The following is a 22,047-nucleotide window of genomic DNA, read 5'->3' as shown; positions in this document are numbered from 1 at the left end:
TTCTCTCCCCACTGGAGTAGCGCAGCGGAAGTCGCTCCGGTCGCAGGCGCGGCGGCCCGTCAAGGCACGTGGTTGAAGACCACCCCGGCCATCTTCTCCGGGTCGAAATTGGTGACGGCCTGGCTGATCGCCGCCGGCATGTCGCGGCCATACCCGGCCACCACCACCACGAAATCGGCAAGGTCGGAAAGGATGCGCGCGTCCGGCGACCCCTTGATCGCCGGGCCGTCGAGGAACAGGTAGCGGTCCGGGTAACGGCAGCGCAGCGAATCGAGCATCGTGCTCATGCGGAACGAGGAGAAATACTCGCCGCTGTTCTCGCGCGCCTTGCCCGCCGGAATCAGCCGCAGCCGCGGGATGCCGGTGCGGTACAGCACCGGCTCGATGCCGAGCGAGGGCTGTTCCAGGAAATCGATCAGCCCACCCGCCAGCGGCTCCACGCCCAGCGCCTTGTGCTGGCTCGGGTAGCGCAGGTTGCAGTCCAGCAGCAGACTGGTCTTGGTCTCGTCGAAGGCAAACGCGGCGGCGAGGTTGCGCGCCACGAAGCTGCCGCCCGAACGCGGGCTCACCGATACCACCAGGGTCACGAAATTCTGCTGGCCGGCGATGCCGAGCAGCCGCGTGCGGATTTCGCGGAACGCGTCCGACTGGCGCCGCACCGAATCCTCGCGATGGATCAGCCGGCGCTCCTCCAGCTGCAGCGGCACCAGTTCCTGGCCGGGCTCGTCCATGCGCGCGATCGAATTGCCCGGCATCGAGCGGCGTTGCAGGTTGCGCGCCGCCTCTTCGAGCACGCTCTCGAAATCGTCGGCGGAGGCGACGCCATTCTCGTCATGGATGTTCATTGCTTCAGCCTCAGCCAGAAGGCGGCCAGGTACACCGCGGCGATGCCCGCCACGGTGACCAGCAGCAGCATGTTGTGGCGCCGCTCGCGGCGGCGGTCCTGCGGCGTGGGATAGAACGGGATGGCGGCCATCACCGCCAGGCCGGTGGCCTGCTCCAGCCGCTCGACCGAGCGCACGCGCGGATCGAGCCGCACCAAGCCGAACAGCAGGCCGACCGGCACCGCCAGCGCCAGCGCGATGCCGGCCAGGCTGAAGTGCATGAAGCGCAGCCCCGAGGGCACCAGCGGCAGCACCGCCGGGTTCTGCACCAGGAAGGTCAGGCCGCGCTGCTCCGCATCCAGGTTCATCGACACGCGCGCGTTCTCGCGGCGCTTGAGCAGGTCCTGGTAGACGTCGCGGTTGACGTTGTAGTCGCGCGTCAGCTCGGCCACCACGTTCTCGGAATTGGCGATGCGGGCGCTGCGCGCCAGTTCGCTCTGCAGCATCGATTCGCTGGCGGCCAGCCGCGCGGCGGCGGCGGCGGTGGAAGCGCGCGTATTGGCCAGCTGGGTCTTGATCTGCTGGTAGGCCGGGTTGAACTGCACGCGGCTGTCCAGCGTGGTGGGCGTGCCGGACAGTTGCGCGGCGGCGTTGCGCTGCTCGTCCTGCGCCATCTGCTGGCGCAGGTCCTGCATCTGGTGGCGGATGCGGACGACGTCCGGGTATTCCTCGGTATAGGTCAGCAGCAGCTTGTCCAGCTGCGCCTGCAAGTCGGCCATCTGCGTCGCGTAGACCCCGCCGACCGTCTGCACCGTGCTCACCTCCGACTCGCCGCTGAGCTGGGCGCTGAGCGAGCCCTCCTGCGAGCGACGCTCCATCAGGTCCATGCGGGCCTGCTCGATCTGGCTGCGCAGCTGGCCGATGCGCGCATTGGTGTCCGCCTCGCTGCCGGGACGCGCGTCGTCGTTGGCGCCGCGATAGGCCTTGAGCTTGTCCTCCGCGTCGGTGAGCTTCCCGCGGTATGCCTCCACCTGGCTGTTGATGAACTCGTAGGCCTCGCGGCTCTCGCGCTGCTTGGAAGCCAGGCTCTCGCTGATGAACAACTGGGCGAACTGGCGCGTGACCTCGTAGGTGCGGCGCGGCTCGGTATCGAAATAGCTGATGGTGATGAGGTTCTCGCGCTCCATCTGCACCCTGGTGCGCGACTTGATGCCGTCGATGATGCGGTCCTGCTCGACCGGCGATGGATGGCTGGCCATCCAGCCGCCGGCTACCAGGATCGCGTCCATTACCTTGCGGCTGAAGATCACGTCGCGGGCGATGCTGGCGCGGTTCTTGTTCGCCGTGGCGGCGGCCGCGCCCTCCATCAGCGGCGAGATGATGCTGCTCTCCTGGGCCAGGATGGTGGTGGAAGCCTCGTACTTCTTCGGCCACAGCATGCCGGTCACCAGCGCGGCCAGGGCGATGGCCGCGAACATCGCCGCCATCGCCAGGCGGCGCCGGCGCGCCTCGCTCAGCAGCGCGGGCACCATGCTGGCAAAAGGTGTGAGTTCTCCGCTCATGGCCTTCCCCCTCGTCCGCCTCGGATCTCAGAACGCACGCAGCGGCACCGTGACCACATCGCCCGGCTGCACCGGGTAGTTCGTCGCCAGGTCCCCGTCCTGCAGCACCTTGTCCAGCCGCACCGCGTAAGGCGTGGTCGCGCCATCGCTGCCCTTGCGGTACAGCTCGGTGCGGTCGGGCGCGGCGAATTCCGTGGTGCCGCCGGCCGCCAGCACGGCGTCGAGCACGGTCATGCCCTGCCGGTAAGGAATGGAAATCGGCGAGCGCACCGCGCCGGTCACGCGCACCCGCGACAGGTACTCGTGGCTGCGCAGCTCGGTGAGGATCACCGCCACCTGCGGATCGCGCACATAGGCCTGCAGCTTGTCCTTGATCTCGCCGGCCACTTCCTCCGGCGTCTTGCCGCCCGCCACCACGTCACCGATCAGCGGCACGGTGATCTTTCCGTCCGGGCGCACCGGCACGCTGACGCTCAGGTCGGGGTTGTGCCACACGGTGATCTGCAACTGGTCGTCCACGCCGATGCGATAGGTGGTCACGGCCTGGGCCGCAGGATCGACCTTCGGCGGCTCTGACAAGCCCCTGCCCGTGGCGCACGCCGCCAACAGCAGGGGAACGCATAGTGCGAGAAGCAAACGAAGATTCTTCATGGCCGCCCCTGCGAAGAAAATGTGACTCAGTTCACGATTGAGTATATCCACGCCCAAAATAAACTTGACAAAACCATAAGTTCTATGACTTGCAGGACATGGACGCCCGCCAACGGCGCGGAAACCGCAAGCGGGCGTGGACTCGCATGGGACACGCGAACGACGCACCGCCCGTGCGGCGACAGGCAGGGCCACGGCGGACGCACGTCGGGATTAGGCCGTTTGGCCGATGATCGGCACGGTGCGCGCGGCAAGGGGGAGCGCGCCCCACTGCGCTATCGTTACGCACGGCCGTGCTTGCCGATGCCCACCGCCGCCCTATCCATTCCCGCTTCCGAGGTACCCCCATGCCCAAGGCACCCGCCATCGCCCCCTATGACTCGCAGCCGCTGCACGACAAGGTCGTGCTGGTGACGGGCGGCGCACAGGGCATCGGCCGCGGCATCGCGCAAGCGGTACTGGGCGCGGGCGGCAAGGTGCTCATCGGCGACCTGGATGCCGAGGCGGGCCACGCCTGCCTGGACGAATGGCAGGCCGGCGGGCGCGCCGCCTTCGCCCGCCTGGACGTATCGCGCGAAGCGAGCGTGCGCCAATGGATGTCCACCGCGCTCAAGCGCTTCGGCCACATCGATGGCCTGGTGAACAACGCCGGCATCGCCAACCCTCACGTGGCCCGCATTACCGAGCTGGCGCTGGCCGACTGGAACCGCTACCTGGCCACCAACCTCACCGGCGCCTTCCTGTGCAGCAAGCATGCGCTGCCCGCGCTGGCGGAGGCGCGGGGCGCGATCGTCAACATCGCCTCCACGCGCGCGCTGCAATCGGAACCGGATACCGAAGCCTATGCCGCCAGCAAGGGCGGCCTGGTCGCCTTTACGCATGCGCTGGCAGTCAGCGCCGGGCCGCAGGTGCGCGTCAACGCTATCCTGCCTGGCTGGATCGCCACCGATGCATGGCGCAAGCCGGCCGAACGCAAGCCGCCCTCGCTCAGCCGCCAGGACCATGCCCAGCATCCGGCCGGGCGCGTGGGCACGCCCGAGGACATCGGTGCCCTGGCCGTCTATCTGCTGTCGGCGCAGTCCGGCTTCGTCACCGGCCAGCCGTTCGTGGTCGACGGTGGCATGACCATCAAGATGCAATACGCCTGAGAGCTGTTCAAAGTCTCGATGTGGCCACAGACCCTGCATGCACCCGATTAGCGTCGAGTCTCAACCGAGATCCGCAGGATGGCAGGAAAAGCGAACTACCGCCTTCCGACAGGATAAATGCACCGATGCCGATCGGGATTTAAGTCCTCCGTCCATCGCCGCCCCGCGGTGTAGCCGCGGTGTGTGGCGGAAGGAGAAGCTGATTCGGCATGCGAGGCCTGCAGGGCTTGTATGCCGCACTTCGTCGGGATGACGCCCAAAGACTGAGGCGCAAGGCGTCGCGCACAGGGTGCGCTCCTACAAGGGGCCGCTGAATCTCAGCCGAGACCCGTAAGGTGCCTGCCGGTCCAGTGTTTCATCCATCGCGCCATGGGGATAACCAGCCGATACTCGCCACTAACCGGACTGCGCGTACAGACCGAGACCTTGAACAGACTCTAGGGCCGGGGCGTCTCGTGAAACGGCTTCGGCGCGATGGTCAGCCCGACCACCCAGCCCAGGTAGAAGCGGAAATCGATGGTGTACTCGCCCCAGGTGTAGATGACCAGGGATCCACTGCCGAACAGCGACAACACCAGTTGCGACAACCCCGCCAATGCCAGCCAGATGGCGGCGATGATCGCCACCACGCCCGCGCAGCGGAAAAGCGCATGGCGGTCGAAGCCTTTGCGCATCACGATGTGGCCGCCGACAAGCATGCACAGGCACGGCACCACCGTCGTGTAGATGTCGATGGGATACCAGTCGAAAACCGGACCGACCAGCGCGATGGAAGCCAGCGCCAGCAGGAACACCGGTACGCTTATCCACCGTCCCAGGTGCGCGCACAGCCAGGCCATGGTGACGGCAAACGGGATCCATGCCCACTGGAACACTTCCGACATGGCGTAGGCGAGCGTGTCCTTCACGTAGTGCCCGGCATAGGGCTCGGCGATGAACGCCGTGATCGCCTCGTGCACAAAGACCGCCAGCACCGCGAAGCTGAAGGCGGCGAACGTCGCATGCGCGGTCGTCTTGTGCCGGTGCGCCAGCTGCAGGCGCATCGCGCGCAGGCGTTCGGTCAGCGGCTCCACGAAGAAGGCGACCACGGCGCCGGTCAATATGGCCGACCCCACGGTAATCCAGTCGTAGTGCCGGAGGGCGACGAGCAGCCCCTGCCAGATGATCTCCGGCGCCACGGAACAGATGGACACCCATATCGCGAAAAAGAAGACATGGACGATGCCGGCCAGCAGGGTTCCCCCATGCGGAGCGTGCGCGGCGGCGGCCGGCGCTTCCCTCTCGAGTCCAGACAAGGTTTCCCCTTTCCCTTTCGGCGGTGAAGCCCGGCATGACACTACTATACAGCGGCGGCTTTCCCGCCCCGGCCGTGGCCGGGCACCACCGAGGATGCCTTCCGGCGCCTTTTCAGGGGAGGGTCATTGCGGCGCGTGGAAGACCGTGGTGACGTCCCCGCCCAGGCGCGTATTCTTCATCGGCCGCAGGGAATCGGCTTTCTGCGCGATCGCGCCCTGGCAGCCGACGGTCCAGCAGTACGGTTCCAGCCAGGCCAGTTCTGTACGCTGCTTGGCGACATCGTCCAGCACCTGGGTATAGCCGCCGCTCTTCGCCTCGAATATCCTCGGATCGTCGATGCCCTGCAGCGTGCGCTGCGCCAGCCTCGTCAATGCGCCATGGCCCTCGCTGGCCAGGTCCACGCCATTGGCCTTGCCGAACGCCGCGATCATCGCCACCGGCGTGAGCGCGAAATTATGGTAGCCCAGGGCGCGTGTCTGCCGCGCCAGTTCGTTCGGCAGGTAGCCATCGGCATCCACTTGCTCGGAAAAGATGCGATAGACCTTGACCGCCCAGTCGAACTCGCCTCGGCGGTTCTCCACCACGCTGGTCGCCATGATGGCCCATGCGGCCCAGTAGAAATGGTTGTTGATCTTCTTCTGCGGTTCGCCGAGGTCCCATTCGGTCAGCACCTTGTCGCCGATGCGGCCGAGCCAGGCCTTGATCTGCTCGGCCTGCTGCGGATAGGCGGCGAGCGGCTGGGAGCGGGAGAATTGCAGGTGCAGGAAGGCGCCGCTCAGGCTGGCCAGCGACCACTTGCGCATCGCCTTGCCCGAATACGAGCTGGAAGGCCCGAGCAGGCCGCCGGCGTCCGCCCATTTGCCATACCAGCCGATCACGCACTTCAAGGTGTCGGGATTGCCGGTGTGCATGTACTCGTCGACCATCTTGTTGATGCCCTTCTCCATCTGGTTGATGGGCTGGCTGCGCTCCTGGTACTCGGCGTTGGCCTGCTCGTTCAACTGGTCGCGGGCCTTGCCGGAACCCTCGTACTTGCTCGGAAAATCCAGCGTGCCCGTATAGGGCTCCGGCGGCGCTTCGCAGGTGAACGACTTGTCCGCCTTCTGCTCGACCGGGGCGTCGTAGCCCGGCGGCGGCACCAGTGCCTGCTGGGCCTGCGCGCAGAGCGGGAACAAGACACTTGTCGCCAGGAACAACGGCAGCCGCCAACCACGATGCCTGATGCATGGATTCATGGGATTCACCTGTTTTGCGAAGCGAGTTGCGTCGACTTGTCCCGCGCGCACACCTGGGCGGTCACGCTCAGCGGCTTGGCCGGGGCCTGGTCCATGAGCATCGTGACGCCCATCACCGTCGCCGACGCATAATCGGGCCGGTCCGAGCGCAGTTCCGCATCGAAACGGCCGCCGTTGTCCACGTATTGCTTGAAGTGCATCTTCAGCGACTCCTTGAGGCCGCTGAAGTACCAGACCTCCGCATGCATGTCCTTGACGCCGGGGTCGCTGAACTGGAATTCGAGCTGGTAGTCGCGGCCCACCAGCGGCAGGATGCGGCCGCCGCCGTTGAACAGCAGCTCGTTGCTGCCCTGGTGCAGTTCCACCGTCCGCGACATCAGCGCGGTCTTGCCGCGGCAGCCGTCGGTCACCAGCGGCACCGCCTGCCGGTAGACCTTGTAGGCGCTCTGCTCGGAGTCGGGGTAGTCCTGGTAAGGCGTCTCCCAGATCAGGAACTTCGGCGGATGCTGCTGGAACTCCTTGCTCGCCAGGTAGTGCAGCAGCGAACCCTCGAACGAACCGCCGGTGATCGCCACGTTGAGCACGTCCACGCCCATGTACTGCTCCAGGTAGCCGGCGAAGTTGTAGCCGCCCAGGCTGTCGCTGTTGCTGGTGCCGACCAGCACCACCTCCGGTTGCGAGGCGTCGCCGAGCAGGCTGCCGCCGCCGACCGGCTCGGTGACGTAGGCCGGCTGGTATTGCAGCGAATACCCGCCGCCGCACAATTGCGTGGCAACCTTCTGCAAGGTTCCCGGCTTGCCGATCACGCCGCTGGTGTGGGTGCTGAACTGCTTTTTCGGGATCGAGCCGAAACCGGGCAGCTTGCTCATGGTCTCGGCGACTACCTGCGCGGTATGTTGCGCGCCGGCCGCGGTCCAGTGGTGGTCGCGGCGGAAGTAGTAGTCATACCCCTTCTGCTCGTTCACCAGCTGGTCCAGCGGCGGCACGATGACGCCGCCCTCGCTGCGCATGTGCTGCAACACCTGCGCATAGTTGCCGCGCGCGGCCTGCAGGTCGTAGCCCCGCCGCTGCTGGGGCGTCAGCTTGTCGGGATCCATCAGCCCGCGAGGCGGCTGGTATACCATCACGATTTCGGTCCCGCGCTGGCGTAGCGCATCGCTGAGGCGATGCAGCTGGGCAAGGTTGTCGTCCTCCACGTCGAAATGCGTGGTCAGGTCGAGGCCGGTGCGGAACAGCCAGCCGTCGCGCCCATCGATCAGCACGCGGAAATCGCTCAGGAACTTGGAGCCCGCGTAGGCTTGCGGGTCGGCCGCGTGCGGGCAGAGCGAGCAGCATGGCTTGGCGTCGTAGGCCGGCGATGCCGGAGCCGGCGTGGCCGCATGGGAGATCACGCCGACCGAGCACGCGATCCCCGCGGCAAGCAGTACCTTGAATATCCTGCGCATGGCGGCTCTCAACCGTTCACCCAGATCAGCACCGGGCTGCTGCGTGTCCCGATCACGAACAGGCTGTAGGTACCACCGCGCATCAGCATCACGGGCTTGGCATCGGCCAGCTTGTTGGCGCCGTCGTAGACGACGAGGTCGGCCTTGATCGGGTTGACCTCGCGCTGGCCGCTGGCATTGGGGGCGACGCTGTCGACCACGGTCGTGCCGTCGGTGGTGCGCAGGCTCAGCGTGGTGCCGTCGATCAGGTTGTAGATCGCGACCAGGGCCTTGAGCTGGCTGTTGAAGCATGGCTGGTCGAACTGGTGCAGCTTGCTGTCGCTTCCCAGTGCGGCCGTGTAGCAATGCGCGCCTTGCAGCGTGGCGTTCTCCGAGGCATCGCCGATCTTCACCGGGTACTGCCCCGGCGGCAGGAACGCGTACGAACTGGCCTCGAGCGCGGCGACGTCGCCGAGGCTCTTGCTGCCGACCTGCGCCGTCACCTTGGGCTGGCTGGTGGCGTTGAATACGCGCACGAATGCCGAGCCGGGCGGCGCCGCGGGCGGATACAGGCCGGCCGTGGCGACGGCGGCGCTGCCCAGGAGGATGACGGCGGTAGCGGCCTGCATGAAGGACCGCATACGCATGGAGCGTTCAGGGTTGACTCGTGACATGGCTGAAGGAGCCTCCTTCTCTGGCTTGTGGGCCGCGCACGGCAGCCGATGTCGCCACGCGGCCGGTGGAAACGCCGGGCGGCAGGTGGTAGGCGGCAAGCGCCGCCTGGGGAAGCGGCAGGTAGCGTTCCGGCACTTCCCAGACCACCAGCTTCGGCGGGGAAGTACGGAAATCATCGGAATCCAGGTAGGCCAGCATCGGCGCGAACGGCCCTTCGCCATCCTTCGCGTAGTTGAGCACGTCGGCATGCATCGCCTGTTCCAGTGCACCGGCGAAATTCCATTGCGCCTCGGCGCTGTAGCTGGTGCCGACCAGCGCGACTTGCGCCGCCGGCGCGTCGCCGAGCAGGCTGCCGGCATGGTCGCTGTCCATGGTGCGCCATGGCGTGAGCCTGTCCGGTGGCGGCAGCAGCGACGCGAACCAGGGATCCAGCGGCAGGAAATTGAAAAGGTCGCCGCGATACGTCCGCGAGCCATCGGGTTGCGAATGGAAGGCGCGCCCTCCTTCGACCAGGCCACGGGCACGCATCGCGACCGCCTGCGCCGCCACGCGCGCGCCATAAGGCGTCCAATGCGTATCCGTGCGCAGGAACGTCGGCTGCTCACGCTTGCCGGCACTCAGCGGCTCCAGCAATGCCACCGTGGCGACGCCTTCGGCTTGCAGCGCATCGAGCGCCCGCGCGTACAGGGCCTGCCGCAGTTCCGGCGGTCGCCTGCGGCCGAGGTGCTCGGGGTACACGCGAGCCTTGGCCGGCACCACCGCGACCAGCAGCGCGACGTGGCGCTGCGTCAACGCACGCCCCACCCAGCCGACCAGCGCGAGATGCCGGTCCACCAGCGCCGGCGAGTCGTTGTCCAGCTTGAACTCCTCGTCGGTGTACAGCCAGCCGTCCTTGCCCACGACCACGCCGGGCAGGCCTTCCCCGAACAACTGGTAGTCGATCGCCGCCCACAGATTCACGCCCAGCTGCTTCAGCGGAAATGCCTGGTCGTAGTGCGCTTCGAAGGCATGGGCCAGCCCGCCACGCCACAGGCCCTGGTGCTGCGCAGGCCGGAAATCCAGCGCGCGCGCCAGGGCAATGCCACCCAGGATCGCCACCAGGCTGACGAACAGCATCGCGTTCAAGGGTCTTTCGCGGCGCCACCACGCGCGCGCGGCCTCAGCCCTGGCCGCCAGGCCAGGAGGCGCGACGTCGAGCGGCGTCGGCTGCATGGCAAGCTTCCGGGCCAGCTCCCTTTGCCCATAAGGCTGCGCGGTCACTCGTCGATGCATCCACATATCTTTTCCTCCTGATGCCCTGGCCTGCGGGCAGGGAACCGAGGGCGCGGCCGCCTGGCCGGACGCGACGGTCCTAGAACTGGAAGTACAGGAACGGCGAATAGCTCTGCGCGGACAGCTTGAGGATCGCCAGCAGGAACACCGGCCACACCATCCACTGCGCGGCGAGGTGGCCGCGCGCGAACAGCGGCGGGCTCACCGCCGGCGAGCGCAGGCTGGCCGCGCCCGTGGCCGCGGCCACCGCGATCGCCAGCAGCAGCGTCACGACCTCGAGCGACGTGATGCTTCCCGCGTATACATCGGACAGGCCCGAACCATGGAAATCGAACATGGCCCGGTACAGGTGCAGTGCGTTGACGACGCTGCCGGCCCGGAACATCACCCAGCCGAGCATCACCAGCAGCAGGGTCAGCGCCCAGCGGTGCGGACGAAACCGCGTCGCGCTGGGCGCCACGCCGAACACGCGCTCCACGCACAGCACCAGCCCATGCCAACCGCCCCACAGCAGGAAGTTCCAGCTCGCGCCATGCCACAGGCCACCGAGCAGCATCGTCAGCATCAGGTTGCGATAGGTCGTGAGCGTGCCCTTGCGGTTGCCGCCGAGCGCGATATACAGGTAATCGCGCAGCCAGGCGGAAAGGCTCATGTGCCACCGGCGCCAGAACTCGGTGATGCTCTGGCTGATGTACGGCTGGTTGAAGTTCTCGACGAAGCGAAACCCCATCATCAGGCCAAGGCCGATCGCCATGTCGCTGTACCCGGAAAAATCGAAATACAACTGCGCCGTGTAGGCCAGCACACCGAGCCACGCATCGGCGGTATGCGGATGGGCCAGTTCGAAGGCACTGTTGGCCAGCGGCGCTATCGAGTCGGCGATGAGCACCTTCTTGATGAATCCCTGCATGAAGCGCACCGATCCCTCGCCGAACTTCTGCCAGCTGTGCTCGCGGTGCACGAACTGGTCGGCGAGATCCTTGTAGCGGAACACCGGTCCGGCGATCAGGTGCGGGAACAGCGCGACGAAGGTGGCGAAATCGACCGGATGGTGGGTGGCCTCGGTATCGCCACGGTACACATCGGCGATATAGCTGATCGATTCGAACACATAGAAGGAAATGCCGATCGGAAGGATCACGTGGAGCCACGAGACCTGACCCGCGCCGGCCGCGCCGAGCACGTCGTTGAGGCTGGAAATGCCGAAGTTGGCATACTTGAAATAGCACAGCGTGAGCAGGTTGCCCGCCACGCCGGCGACAAGCCGGCGGCGGGCCTCGCGGCTTCCCCGCGGCGCGCGCGCGATCGCCAGGCCAACGAAGTAGTTCCAGACGGTCACCGCGGCGAAGAGCAACAGGAAGTCCACGCGCCACCATGCGTAGAACGTATAGCTCCCGGCCAGCACCACCAGGTTGCGCGCGCGCCCGCGGTTGGGCACCAGGTAGTACACCGCCAGGAAGAGCGGCAGGAACAGGAACAGGAACACATGGGAGGAAAAGACCATGGCAAGCTCCTCCTATTTGCTCGCGGTGCTCACGCTGATCGCCTCCGGCTTCACCACCACCGGCAGCTTCTGCCTCACCATGATGTCGAGCACCTTTTCCTGGTTCTCGCCAAGCACGCCGGTGAAATGGATGCCGAGATTCCGTCGCGGCTCGCGCAGGTCGACGTCGTATACCTCCAGGCTAAGCGGCTGGTCGATCGTGATCGGGCCGGAGCCGTTGGACACCAGTTTCCCGCCCACCACGGTCATGGAGATGATCGGGTGGAACGGATCCAGCTTCAGGTTGCGCCCGGTATCGTTGAGGTTCTCGATATGCCCGTAGATGCCTGAAAGGGCGTTGCCGACCGCGACGTTGTCGCGCAGCTGCACGTCGATGCTGTTGCGAACGCGTATGCCGTGGCGGTTGTTGGCGGTGACCAGGTTGCGCCAGATCAGCGTATTGGGGCTTTCATAGATGGTGATGCCGTCGGACTTGTTCTGGTAGGTCTTGTTCAGCGCGATCACGTTGTGCATGCTGCTGCGGTCGACCACGATGCCCGACAGGGTGTTGTCGAACGATGTGTTGTCGACGATCCAGCTTTCGTTGACTTCGCGCGACACAATGATGCCGTGCTTGATGCGCGTGCCGTATACCGTGTTCTGCGCGATGACCAGCCGGCGCGAGCGGTCGTGCGGGTCGATGCCGTACTTGATGTTGTCGTGATAGGTGTTGCCGCGGATCACCACGTCCTCTGCCTCGTAGCAATAGAACCCGTACCAGTTGTCGAAGAATTCGGAGTTGAGCAACCAGCCGGTCGGCGCCCCGCGCTTCATGACGGGCGCCAGCGACGGGCTGAACTGGCTGATGGAAATGCCGTAGGCCTTGCTGGCCGCGTAGCCGAGGTGCGCCACGACGCTATGGATCATGTAGGTGCGCGAACCGCCCCAGGAGACGATGAAGGGCCGGAAGTCCTTCTCGTCGACGAACCAGGTCGGCTTGTCGTTCGCCTCGTCCCAGCCTTCCAGCCGGCTTTGGTCGATGAACAGGTCGCCCTCGTTGACGATGAAGGCACCACGATCCATCGAAAGGCGGAAATCCTTGACGTCCTTGCCGATATGCAGGGTCGCGCCGGGCTGCACGTCGATCGGCAGGCGGGCCACGAACACGCCGGGTTGCGTCTCCGCGAAATACTGCCTGGGCAGCGCACGCGCTAGGTCGCGCGGCGTCACGTAGCCACCACTGATGAAGATGACCTGCGGCATCGAGGACTGGCGTTTCGCCCACTCGCGCAGGCGCTCGTCGCGCCCCATGAAATTCTTGAAGGACATCTGCTCGAGCATGCTCCCGACGCGGACATGGCCAGCCGGCGTACGCCGCAGGTTCTGCATGGCAGCCGACTCGGTATATCGCGAAACGTCGGGAATCCGCGGCGACTGCCAGTCCATCAGGGCCTTGGCCACGCCGGTGCTGACGATATACGCCTTCGGCTTGCTGTCTGTCGCCGCCACCGCGTTCGTATCGGTGCCCTGGTTGTCCTCGTCGGAACCGTCGGTCTGGTCGGCCATGTCGTCGTCGGGGTCCTCCGCCTGGGACTTGCCATGCACCGGCTTGTCCCCGGCCCCGGCGGCGTGCGAAGGCGCATGCCGCGGCGCGGCCTGCGCCGCCCATGCCGCATGGTTGCCGCCGAGCGACAGCAGCGCCGAGATGGCGACAACCAGGCAGGCGGACTTCAGAGCCATAGCACCAGCTCCATGGTGACGCGGTATTCGGACCGGGTATTGGGCCCGTAGGCCGCGCCAGGACGGAATACCGAGCCGCGCAGGCGGATCGAGCTTTCCGGCTCGTCGCCCGACATCAGGTCCGATCGCGCGATGGTCTTTCCGAAGAAGCGGGTGACGACGATGTCGTAGCCCTGCCCTAGCGACCCGCTGTTGTTGACCGGCTCGACGATGATGTTGTCGGCGGTGATCGGCGCATCACCGTGCACGCGGTCGTAGTGGTTGTAGATCAGGCTGGTGTTCCAGCGCCCCAGGTTGACCGACGCATAGGCGGTGGCCACCTTCAGGTTGCCGAGCTCGGCGCGGTAGGCATCCGTGAAACGCTGCACCAGCGAGTCGGTGCCGGTGAAGCGCGAGTAGTTGCTTTGCAAGCCGGTCTGGCTGTACTGGGTGGACAGGTCGTCGCCCCGTCCACCGCTGCTGTAGACGTAGGCCACGCCCAGCTGCAGCGGGAAGGCGTCGACCGGCAGGCGGTAGCGCAAGCCCGCGTCCGCCGCCCAGGCATGCACCGTACGCCTGTCGGTGATGCTGGTGACCACCCGCGTCACCGGGTCGATGAGTGCGCCGCGCTGGTTGCCGCCGAGCCAGTTGAACGACGCGTTGTACGCAAGGGCCGGCGCATTGGAGCCATCGTAATAATGGTTGCCCAGGAAGGCGCCGAGCCAGAGCAGGTTGCCGCTGTTGAGCTTGGCGCCAAGGGTGGCCGGCTCGCCGACCGCCGGCAGCCCATCGTTGTCGTGGACATACATCGCGCGGACACCGATGCGCTGGTAGGCATGCCACTCGCCGCTGAACGTGCCGAACGCATAGACGCGATGTTTCTGGTCCGGCGGCAGGCCGATGTCGTCGGTGCGGTAGGTGCTGAATTCCCGCCCGACGCCGAATTCTGACTGGACCAGCGTGGTATTGAAGATCCAGCGCGCCGCATCGACGTCCTGGTCCATGTACATGGCGTCGTCCTCGCGCACGCGCTGGCGGCCGAGCCGGATCGATTCGCCCGGATAGCGGAAGCCTGCATAGTCGATCCACGCCTCCTTGAGCCCGACGAAGGTCTGCCTGGTAGGGCCGACATTGTTGTTGTCGTTGGCATTGGTCTGCACGGTTCCGGTCGGCGCGAACAAGCGCGCCCGGACGAAGCCGCTCCATGCCTGCGAGAACTGGAAGTGCACCCATGGCGTCGCATCCAGGTAGGCCTGCTGCGTGCTGTGCTGGCCGAGCCGCCCGAAATCGCCGCCCGTCTCGTCGACGACCGCTATCTCGGTCTTGAACGCGTAATCCGTCTCCACCGCGGCGGCGGGAAGGGCTGCCAGCGCCAGCAAGGCACCACATCCGGTCAACGAGAGCGATCTCATCGCGGTTCCTTTTTCATGGCGTTGGAAGTGCGGCCTCGGCGAAGCCGGGCTCGGGCAGCTGCTGCCGCATCGCTTCTTCCTGATGGAGGATGCGTTGCGCTTCCTGGTGCTGTTGCGGTGTCAGCACGCCACTGAGCTGGCCGGCCAGCGTGCGGATGGCATCGGCGCCGTCGCGAGCGCCGAGCTGCGCGAATACGTAGGCGTTGACATGGTTCGGGCAGATGCCCTTGCCGGAGGCGTAGAGCCTGGCCAAGGCGCTATCTGCCGAAACATAGCCGCGGCGCGCGGCATACAGCAGGTGATCGATCGCCTGTTGCGGATCGACCTCGTCCAGATAGCCGAACTGGTACAACCTGCCTATGTAGTATTGCGCGTCGAGCCTGGTGGCGGGTTCGTCTGCGGCGCGCTGCAGCAGTTGCAGCGCCTTGCGCGGGTCGCGCGTGGCACGGTTGCCGTGCAAGTACAGTTCGCCCAGGTACAACGTGGCATCCGGCAGCCCCTGCTTGATACCCGCCTGCAGTGCCGGCTCGACATCGAAATCCGGCGCCAGGAACGGAAAGCGTACTACCACGCCGGCGGCTTCCACGCGCGCCTCGGTGGAACCGGCGACAAGCTTGGCAAGGACCTGATTGGCCAGGTCGGGTTGCGCATTGGTCTCCGGCGACGGCGGCGCCTTGGCGCCCGGGGCATTGCCCGGCGGCGGTGACGGCGCCGGACCACCCGCGCTCGCGCCAGGGGCGCCATTCGAAGCCGTCTGCGCATTGGACGTCCCAGCCACCGCCCCCACGGTGGGCACCAGCTGCGCAACGCCCACCGGATCCTCGGCGCAGGCGTGCGCTGCGCCGAGGGCGATCGGCCTCGGGCCGGCACCGGTGGGTGCAAGATCTTCCGCATCTGTTTCCGGGAGATCGGAAACAGCGACGTCGGATTCGGACACATCGAGGCTGCCATCGGGCGCCGCCACCAGCGCGCGGGCCACGCTTGCCGCCGTGTCGATCGGCAACAGGCCTTGGCCGAACTGCGACATCGCCGCGGCCACCATCTGCCGCATGCCCTGCTGGTCGTTGCGCGCGCGCATGTCCCGGATCAGATCCACGTAGCACGTCGGCGCGAGGTTCAGCGACTTGCGGCACATCGCCAGCAGGCGCTCGTCGTGCCCTGGCATCTCGCGCGTATTGCGGTACCAGCTGATCAGCGCGCCGTTGCTTACCGGCAGGTCGAGCTTTTCGGCGCTGGCGACCAGCGACGGCAACCGCTTTCCGCTGTCGTAGCCCGGGTATTGGACGTACAGCTCGATCAATCCTGCCAGGGCCTCCGGGTCCTGGCGCTCATCCCAGGCCTTCGTGAAAAGGCGCTGCGCTTCGGCGATCTGCGATGCCTGGTCCTGCTGCAACAGCAACCGCGCCAGCGGAACCTCGGCCTGCAGCGGCACCTTCTCCGCGGCGACGCGGAACCAGTGGATCGCCTCCTGCATGGACTGTTGCGTCTGTTGGCGCGCATACACGCGCGCCAGCGCGAGCTGCGCCTCGACATAGCCGCGCTTGGCCAAGGGCAGGAAATTGCTTTCCGCCTCGGCATCGTGCCCGGCTTCGGCGGCAAGCTTGCCGCGAGCCAGGTCCGGCATGCCGCCGCCCTCGACGGACGTGCCATGGCTGTCGCCGGAGGGCTTCTGCGCGTTCGCCATCCCGCCGGCAAACAGCCCGATGGCGAGCAACACTGCGCAACTGGCCGTCGCGCCTTTCATCAAAGCCCCGCGATCAGCTCGCGCACGCGGCGCACGCCCTGGGCGAGAGGCCCGGCGATATCGTTGCGTGGATCGCCAAGCTGGACATCCACCGGCTGGTCGATCAGCGTGCGCGCCAGCGGCTGCGCCGGCTCGATCTGGGTGAGCACATCGCTGACCGCGCCCGGCGCATCCAGCCCGCGCAGGTCGCTGGCGCCCCCCTTGTCGTCGCTCCCTGCCGGATTGGGCAGCAGACGTACCTGGCTGATGCGGCCGTAGCGGTCATGGTTTTCGCCGCTGACATGGAAGCTGACGGTACGGCCCACGCGAAGATCCTGGATGTTGTCGAAATGGAAGCGCGCCAGCACATAGGGCTTGGCATCGTCGGGCAGAAGCACCATCAACGGCTGGTTGCGGTTGATGAACTGCGAATCCAACGCGAAGGTCTGCTGCACCGTGCAGTCGCAGGGACTGGACAGCGTACCCTTGAGCGTTTCGCCCATCAGGTCCGACAGCTGCTGCGGCGTGAGATGCAACGAGCCAGGATCGTTCTGCACCACGTCGAGCATGGCCGCCTGGAAGGTGCCCAGGGGCTGCCCCTTCTTGACCTTGCCATCGGGCGGCACCAGGTTGAAGTAGGTGCCGTCGCGCGGCATGGTGATCGCGAAGCTGGGCGCGGCGACCTTGGCGGCGATGGCATGGTTGATGAAAAGCACGCCGTAGAGCTTGGCGAAGGCATACAGGAAGGCGGCGACGCCGACCAAGAACAACAGGCCCGTCAGCGTCACCGTGCGCGGCCGCACATGCTGAGGCTGCGACGCGAGGGCGCCCTGCGGTTCGCGCGGCTTGGCGAAGTTGTTGCGCGACAGGGTGGTCAGCATGTCGCCGACGCTGACCACCTCGCCTGCGATGTAGGCGTTTATCAATTGCCGAAGCAGCGCCACCTGGCGTTCATCCAAATCCTCGAACGAGCATCCGACGCGATGGTGTCCCTGGTCGACATTGCACACCCTGAAATCGATGGGAAGGGTCATGCCCATGGGATCGATCGCAAAGTTGAGCGTCGCGTGGTAAGTCTTGCCGACGTTAAAGGCCTCGCCGAGCGAATCGAAGGCGAAGCCGCCGGCCGAGATGTCGATCACGTGGTAGTCCTTCTCGCGCCCCATGGTCTCCATGTGCAGGGTGGCCGGGATGCGGACCCTGGGATGCTGGCGCTCGACCTCCGTTTCGTGCACGACATTGAGTGTTTCGTCGACCATTGCTTGGTTTCCTCGTAGCCCTGAATCGTTGGTAAGGCGTCACAGGCTCAGAAGGCACATCACAATCGCGGCGAAGAAGCTCGTCGCCGAAAACGTCATGGCCCACGACGACCACTGGTTGAAACGTTGCTGAAAAGCGCCAAGGTTGCGATCGAGCGTGGTCTTCTGGCGCGTCCAGGATTGCTGGTCAAGGCGGAAGAACACGAAGATCTTCATCACCGAGCCGATCACCTGGTTGTAGTACAGCAGCAACGGAAACGCGGGACCGATGCGGTGTCCCGAGGCCAGCAGAAGCATCGACATCACCAGGCGGGTGATGCCCACCCACAGCAGGAAGGTCAGCATGTAGACCATGCTGAACTTGATGCTCGCGGCGATCGCCGTGGCCAGGCCAAGCAGGCCCGTCCACATCAGCACGCGCTGGTCCAGCAGGACGTAGTAGGTGAACCAGCCAAGCTTGCGCGGCCCAAGCTTGAGCGCGCGCCCGTTCTGGCGCAGCGAATTGCCGTACCAGCGAAACATCAGCTTGCGGCTGGCCTTCAGGAAACGGGGATCCGGCGGGCTCTCCAGGGTTCGTACCGAGGTGTCCGGGACGTAGTAGGTATCCCATCCCAGTCGCACCAGGCTGTACCATGTGCTCTTGTCGTCGCCGGTCAAGAACCTGAACTTGCCCAGCCTCCAATGCTCGATGGCATCGTTCTGCACGTCGTCGATGAAGCGCGGGTCGGTGACGATGGACGCGCGGAACAACGACATGCGCCCGGTCAATGTCAGCACGCGCCGGGTCAACGCCATCGAGCACATGTTCAGGTGGCGCTGGGCGAAACGCAGCTTGTGCCACTCGCTCATGGCGTAGCTGCCGGCGACGTCGCAGAACTCGTTGGTGGTGAGGGCGCCGACGCTGGGCATGGTCTTCAGGAACGGCGCGGTCTTCACGATCACGCCCTTCTCCAGCACCGTGTCCCCGTCGATCAGCGCGACCACCGCGTCCGCATCCGGCATGTCGCGGGAAATGCAGCGGAAGCCCTGGGCCAGCGCATCGCGCTTGCCCGTCCCGGGGATCCGCACGATCTTCAGGCGAACCCGGCTGGGAGGCGCCAGGTGCTCCCACAGCGCGAGGATCAGGCGCTGATCGGCCATCTCCACGATCGAGGCGACCACCGTCGTGGGCAATCCGCAGTTAATCGCCTCCTCGAAGGCCGCCTGGTAGACCATCGTCGTGGTGAGGGTCTCGATGCGGAAGCTGGTGATGAGCAGGTACACGTGCGAGGGCATGGCCGAGGCGCCGGTGCGGAGGGCGGCGCGCCGGGCCCGCGGGAACGCCCAGTGCAGGAACACCATGCTGCGCACGAAATGCATGATGCGGAGGCCATAGCGCCACAGCCCCAGGCCACCCAGCGCGAACACGAAGATCCGCGTACCCGGCTCGAACGCCTGCGCCGGCAACATCAGCACCAGCCCGATCAGACCGCTCAGGTACAGCAGCCAGCCGCCGAGATCGATCAGGAAACTCCGCGATGCGCTCGGCGGCGGACCGTCCAGGTACGTGGACGGATAGGCAATGAACCCGCGGTTTGTCTTGTATGCCGAAAGCATCGCGGCGTCACCAGCAGATGCCCTGCATTTCCGGCGTCGACGCATGCGGCATGAAGCCGATCAGGTCCACCACCTTGCGATCGCCGCGGGCGCCGTTGAGCACCTTCTCGAAGTTCCGGTCGCGCTGCCCCACGATCAGCACCTCGGAATTCTCGATCACTTCGTCGAGGTCCGGATTCAGCAACGAGGAGATATGCGGGATCCTGCTGGTGATGTATTCGCGATTCGCACCATGTACCCGCGCGTACTCGATGTTCTCGTCGAAGATCGAAAGATCGTAGCCCTTGCCGATCAGCATCTCCGCCAGCTCGACCAGGGGGCTTTCGCGCAGATCGTCGGTCTGTGCCTTGAAGCTCAGGCCGAGCATGCCGATGCGACGGTCGCCGAACGAGGCGACCAGGTCGAACGCACGCTTCAGGTGGATCTCGTTGCTCTGCATCAGCGATCCGATGAGTGGATGCGGCGCGTCGACCTGGGTGGCGCGGAAATTGAGTGCCCGCACGTCCTTGGGCAGGCACGAGCCGCCGAACGCATAGCCTGGCTTGAGGTAGTAGCTCGACAAGTTGAGCTTGCGGTCCTGGCACATCACATCCATCACCTCGCGGCCGTCCACCCCGAGCTCCTTGGCGATGTTGCCGATCTCGTTGGCGAACGTGATCTTGGTGGCGTGCCAGACGTTGCAGGTGTACTTGACCATCTCCGCGACCTCGATCGGCTTGCGGATCAGCGGCGCGGAAAGCGTGGAGTAGAGCTCCGCCAACTGGTCGCCGGAAGCCTTGTCCCATTCGCCGATCACGGTCATCGGCGGGTCGTTGTAGTCGACGATCGCGGTGCTCTCGCGAAGGAATTCGGGATTGACGGCAAGGCCGAAGTCGCGTCCCGCGCGCTTGCCGGAGGTGGCTTCGAGCAGCGGCAGCACCACTTCACGGATCGTTCCCGGCAATACCGTGCTGCGGATGACCACGGTGTGCCTCTCCTTCTTGTCGCGAAGCGCCGTGCCGATCTCGGCAACGACGGTTTCCACGAAATGCAGGTCCAGGTCGCCGTTCTTCTTGCTTGGCGTGCCGACGCATACCATCGACAGGTCGGTATGGTGGATCGCATCGTGGGTATCGGAGGTCGCCCGGATGCGGCCGGCGTCGACGCCCTTGCGCAGCAGCTCCTCCAACCCGGGTTCCACGATCGGCGATTCACCGCGGTTTATCAGGTCGATCTTGGTCTGCGCGATATCGACACCGATCACCGTGTGACCACGGTCCGCGAGACAACCGGCGCAGACCGCGCCGACATAGCCCATACCGAAAATGCTGATACGCATGCTGATTCCTCCGAAGGTGAAGCGGTGGGTTGGTCGTCACTCCTGCGCTACGAGGCGCCGTATCTCGTCCGTTTTCTCTTGCACAAGCGCACTATCCCCGCGCGCTTCCACGTTCAGTCGGATCACCGGCTCGGTATTGGAACCGCGCAGGTTGAAGCGCCATCCGGCGAACTCCATGCTGAGCCCGTCGACCCATTCCACTTTTTGCGCGGACGCCGCATAGCGGTGCTCGACGCGCTTCAGCGTGGCATCGGTGTCATCCACCGTCGCATTGATCTCGCCGCTGACCGGGAACGCCCGCATGCGCGCGTCGAGCAGTTGCGACAGCGGCAGGCCGGTGCGGCTCAGCATCGCCGCGACCAGCAGCCACGGGATGGTGCCGTTGTCGCAATAGGCGAAATCGCGGAAGTAATGGTGCGCGCTCATCTCGCCGCCGTAGACGGCATCCTCCGCGCGCATGCGCTCCTTGATGAATGCGTGCCCGGTCTTGGACTGGATGGGCATGCCGCCGGCGCGCTGCACGATCTCCCGCGTGTTCCACACCAGGCGCGGGTCGTGGATGATCTTCGCTCCGGGATGGCGCTGCAGCATTTCCTCGGCCAGCAAGCCGACGATGTAGTAGCCCTCGATGAAGCGCCCTTGTTCGTCGAACAGGAAGCAGCGGTCGAAATCCCCGTCCCAGGCGACACCGAAATCCGCGCCGTGCGCACGCACGGCCTCCGCGGTCACGGCACGGCCTTCCGGCAGCAAAGGATTGGGCACGCCATGCGGGAAATTGCCGTCGGGCCGGTGGCGGATGGATTCGAGGCGCAATGGCAGGTGCGGTGCCAGCGCGTCCACCACCAGCCCGGCGCAGCCGTCCCCGGCATTGGTCAGCACCTTCAGGGGCCGCAGCCTGGCGGCATCGATGTAGCCAAGCAGATGTCGCACATAGGCATCGCGGAACGAGGTCGGCGTCATCCGCGCCGCGCCTGCCGGCGCGGGCGCATCGGACTGCTCCACCTCCGCCTGCAGTTCGCGCAGGCCGGAATCGCCGGAGACCGGCACGGCACCGCCGCGCACCAGCTTCATGCCGTTCCACTCGGGCGGATTGTGGCTGGCGGTGACCATGATGCCGCCGTCGCAGCCGGGCTGGAATGCGGCGAAGTAGATTTCCTCGGTACCGCATAGTCCTAGATCGAGGACTTCGACGCCTTCCTGCGCCAGTCCATGGGCCAGCGCATTCAGCAGCTCGGGCCCGGACAGGCGCGCATCGCGGCCCACGGCGACGCGCGACGGCCGGAAGCGCCTGGCATAGGCAAGCCCCAGGCGGAACGCCACTCCCGCATCCAGCTCGCCGGGAACACGGCCGCGTAGATCATAGGCTTTGAAGCAGGACGCAAGTCGGGGCGGTGATGCAACTGTTTCCAGCACTTCAGCCATCGAATGTTTCCTCGCGGATTGCGGGGTC

17 protein-coding genes are annotated in these 22,047 nt (G+C 65.9%); 1 reads left to right on the top strand and 16 read right to left on the bottom strand.

Going from position 1 to position 22,047, the window contains the following annotated elements; genetic code table 11:
* Positions 1-59 precede the first annotated feature (59 nt).
* Genes MJ605_RS08360 through MJ605_RS08350 form a run of 3 tightly spaced genes read right to left on the bottom strand, consistent with a single transcriptional unit; the run spans position 60 to position 2,965 of the window.
* On the bottom strand, positions 60-845 hold the full coding sequence (locus MJ605_RS08360; RefSeq protein ID WP_243040979.1) for a P-loop NTPase family protein: 786 nt from the start codon (positions 843-845) through the stop codon (positions 60-62).
* The gene (locus MJ605_RS08355; RefSeq protein WP_243040978.1) at positions 842-2,386 is read right to left on the bottom strand and encodes an XrtA system polysaccharide chain length determinant; all 1,545 of its coding nucleotides are present in this window, start codon (positions 2,384-2,386) and stop codon (positions 842-844) included. The genes MJ605_RS08360 and MJ605_RS08355 overlap by 4 nt, the downstream gene beginning before the upstream one ends.
* Positions 2,387-2,413: 27 nt before the next feature.
* On the bottom strand, positions 2,414-2,965 hold the full coding sequence (locus tag MJ605_RS08350; RefSeq protein WP_243040977.1) for an XrtA/PEP-CTERM system exopolysaccharide export protein: 552 nt from the start codon (positions 2,963-2,965) through the stop codon (positions 2,414-2,416).
* Between the two features lie 419 nt (positions 2,966-3,384).
* Between MJ605_RS08350 and MJ605_RS08345 the strand changes: the two genes are divergently transcribed.
* Positions 3,385-4,185, top strand: coding sequence for a glucose 1-dehydrogenase (locus MJ605_RS08345; RefSeq protein ID WP_243040976.1), 801 nt, complete (start codon positions 3,385-3,387; stop codon positions 4,183-4,185).
* A 437-nt stretch (positions 4,186-4,622) separates the two neighbouring features.
* Here MJ605_RS08345 and MJ605_RS08340 read toward each other — a convergent pair whose 3' ends face one another.
* The 13 genes from MJ605_RS08340 to MJ605_RS08280 all read right to left on the bottom strand — a co-directional run bounded on the left by MJ605_RS08340 (position 4,623) and on the right by MJ605_RS08280 (position 22,019).
* Entirely contained in the window at positions 4,623-5,480 is an 858-nt protein-coding gene (locus tag MJ605_RS08340; protein WP_243040975.1) for a hypothetical protein, read from the bottom strand.
* Between the two features lie 123 nt (positions 5,481-5,603).
* On the bottom strand, positions 5,604-6,716 hold the full coding sequence (locus MJ605_RS08335; protein ID WP_243040974.1) for a mannuronate-specific alginate lyase: 1,113 nt from the start codon (positions 6,714-6,716) through the stop codon (positions 5,604-5,606).
* A gap of 5 nt (positions 6,717-6,721) precedes the next feature.
* Positions 6,722-8,161, bottom strand: a complete 1,440-nt coding sequence (locus MJ605_RS08330) for an alginate O-acetyltransferase AlgX-related protein (RefSeq protein ID WP_243040973.1) — start codon at positions 8,159-8,161, stop codon at positions 6,722-6,724.
* Positions 8,162-8,169: 8 nt separating this feature from the next.
* A complete protein-coding gene (locus MJ605_RS08325) occupies positions 8,170-8,787 on the bottom strand; it encodes an alginate O-acetyltransferase AlgF (protein WP_243040972.1) in 618 nt (205 codons plus the stop codon).
* Positions 8,788-8,794: 7 nt separating this feature from the next.
* Complete coding sequence (locus MJ605_RS08320; RefSeq protein ID WP_243040971.1) at positions 8,795-10,027, bottom strand: alginate O-acetyltransferase; 1,233 nt, start codon at positions 10,025-10,027, stop codon at positions 8,795-8,797.
* A 139-nt stretch (positions 10,028-10,166) separates the two neighbouring features.
* Positions 10,167-11,591 (bottom strand): MBOAT family O-acyltransferase, encoded by a 1,425-nt coding sequence (locus tag MJ605_RS08315; RefSeq protein WP_243040970.1) that lies wholly within the window; start codon positions 11,589-11,591, stop codon positions 10,167-10,169.
* Positions 11,592-11,603: 12 nt separating this feature from the next.
* Positions 11,604-13,310: a right-handed parallel beta-helix repeat-containing protein gene (locus tag MJ605_RS08310; protein WP_243040969.1), complete on the bottom strand. Its 1,707-nt coding sequence runs from the start codon at positions 13,308-13,310 to the stop codon at positions 11,604-11,606.
* Positions 13,301-14,668, bottom strand: coding sequence for an alginate export family protein (locus tag MJ605_RS08305; RefSeq protein ID WP_243040968.1), 1,368 nt, complete (start codon positions 14,666-14,668; stop codon positions 13,301-13,303). Before MJ605_RS08305 ends, MJ605_RS08310 begins: the two co-directional genes overlap by 10 nt.
* 46 nt (positions 14,669-14,714) lie before the next feature.
* Positions 14,715-16,445 (bottom strand): tetratricopeptide repeat protein, encoded by a 1,731-nt coding sequence (locus MJ605_RS08300; protein WP_243040967.1) that lies wholly within the window; start codon positions 16,443-16,445, stop codon positions 14,715-14,717.
* Positions 16,445-17,683, bottom strand: a complete 1,239-nt coding sequence (locus MJ605_RS08295; protein ID WP_243040966.1) for a PilZ domain-containing protein — start codon at positions 17,681-17,683, stop codon at positions 16,445-16,447. Before MJ605_RS08295 ends, MJ605_RS08300 begins: the two co-directional genes overlap by 1 nt.
* 39 nt (positions 17,684-17,722) lie before the next feature.
* Complete coding sequence (locus tag MJ605_RS08290; RefSeq protein ID WP_243040965.1) at positions 17,723-19,279, bottom strand: glycosyltransferase family 2 protein; 1,557 nt, start codon at positions 19,277-19,279, stop codon at positions 17,723-17,725.
* Between the two features lie 7 nt (positions 19,280-19,286).
* The gene (locus MJ605_RS08285) at positions 19,287-20,597 is read right to left on the bottom strand and encodes a nucleotide sugar dehydrogenase (RefSeq protein WP_243040964.1); all 1,311 of its coding nucleotides are present in this window, start codon (positions 20,595-20,597) and stop codon (positions 19,287-19,289) included.
* A 36-nt stretch (positions 20,598-20,633) separates the two neighbouring features.
* On the bottom strand, positions 20,634-22,019 hold the full coding sequence (locus tag MJ605_RS08280) for a phosphohexomutase domain-containing protein (protein WP_243040963.1): 1,386 nt from the start codon (positions 22,017-22,019) through the stop codon (positions 20,634-20,636).
* Positions 22,020-22,047: the final 28 nt, after the last annotated feature.

The organism is Dyella sedimenti, assembly GCF_022760995.1.
Taxonomy (GTDB): Bacteria; Pseudomonadota; Gammaproteobacteria; order Xanthomonadales; family Rhodanobacteraceae; genus Dyella; species Dyella sedimenti.
This window is presented reverse-complemented; position numbering and strand designations above follow the sequence as displayed.

Coding starts and splice junctions, on each gene's coding strand:
- MJ605_RS08300 (WP_243040967.1), bottom strand. CDS start 16,445: ATGAAAGGCGCGACGGCCAGTTGCGCAGTGTTGCTCGCCATCGGGCTG.
- MJ605_RS08345 (WP_243040976.1), top strand. CDS start 3,385: ATGCCCAAGGCACCCGCCATCGCCCCCTATGACTCGCAGCCGCTGCAC.
- MJ605_RS08320 (WP_243040971.1), bottom strand. CDS start 10,027: ATGCAGCCGACGCCGCTCGACGTCGCGCCTCCTGGCCTGGCGGCCAGG.
- MJ605_RS08290 (WP_243040965.1), bottom strand. CDS start 19,279: ATGCTTTCGGCATACAAGACAAACCGCGGGTTCATTGCCTATCCGTCC.
- MJ605_RS08330 (WP_243040973.1), bottom strand. CDS start 8,161: ATGCGCAGGATATTCAAGGTACTGCTTGCCGCGGGGATCGCGTGCTCG.
- MJ605_RS08310 (WP_243040969.1), bottom strand. CDS start 13,310: ATGGCTCTGAAGTCCGCCTGCCTGGTTGTCGCCATCTCGGCGCTGCTG.
- MJ605_RS08360 (WP_243040979.1), bottom strand. CDS start 845: ATGAACATCCATGACGAGAATGGCGTCGCCTCCGCCGACGATTTCGAG.
- MJ605_RS08315 (WP_243040970.1), bottom strand. CDS start 11,591: ATGGTCTTTTCCTCCCATGTGTTCCTGTTCCTGTTCCTGCCGCTCTTC.
- MJ605_RS08285 (WP_243040964.1), bottom strand. CDS start 20,597: ATGCGTATCAGCATTTTCGGTATGGGCTATGTCGGCGCGGTCTGCGCC.
- MJ605_RS08325 (WP_243040972.1), bottom strand. CDS start 8,787: ATGCGTATGCGGTCCTTCATGCAGGCCGCTACCGCCGTCATCCTCCTG.
- MJ605_RS08335 (WP_243040974.1), bottom strand. CDS start 6,716: ATGAATCCATGCATCAGGCATCGTGGTTGGCGGCTGCCGTTGTTCCTG.
- MJ605_RS08295 (WP_243040966.1), bottom strand. CDS start 17,683: ATGGTCGACGAAACACTCAATGTCGTGCACGAAACGGAGGTCGAGCGC.
- MJ605_RS08355 (WP_243040978.1), bottom strand. CDS start 2,386: ATGAGCGGAGAACTCACACCTTTTGCCAGCATGGTGCCCGCGCTGCTG.
- MJ605_RS08280 (WP_243040963.1), bottom strand. CDS start 22,019: ATGGCTGAAGTGCTGGAAACAGTTGCATCACCGCCCCGACTTGCGTCC.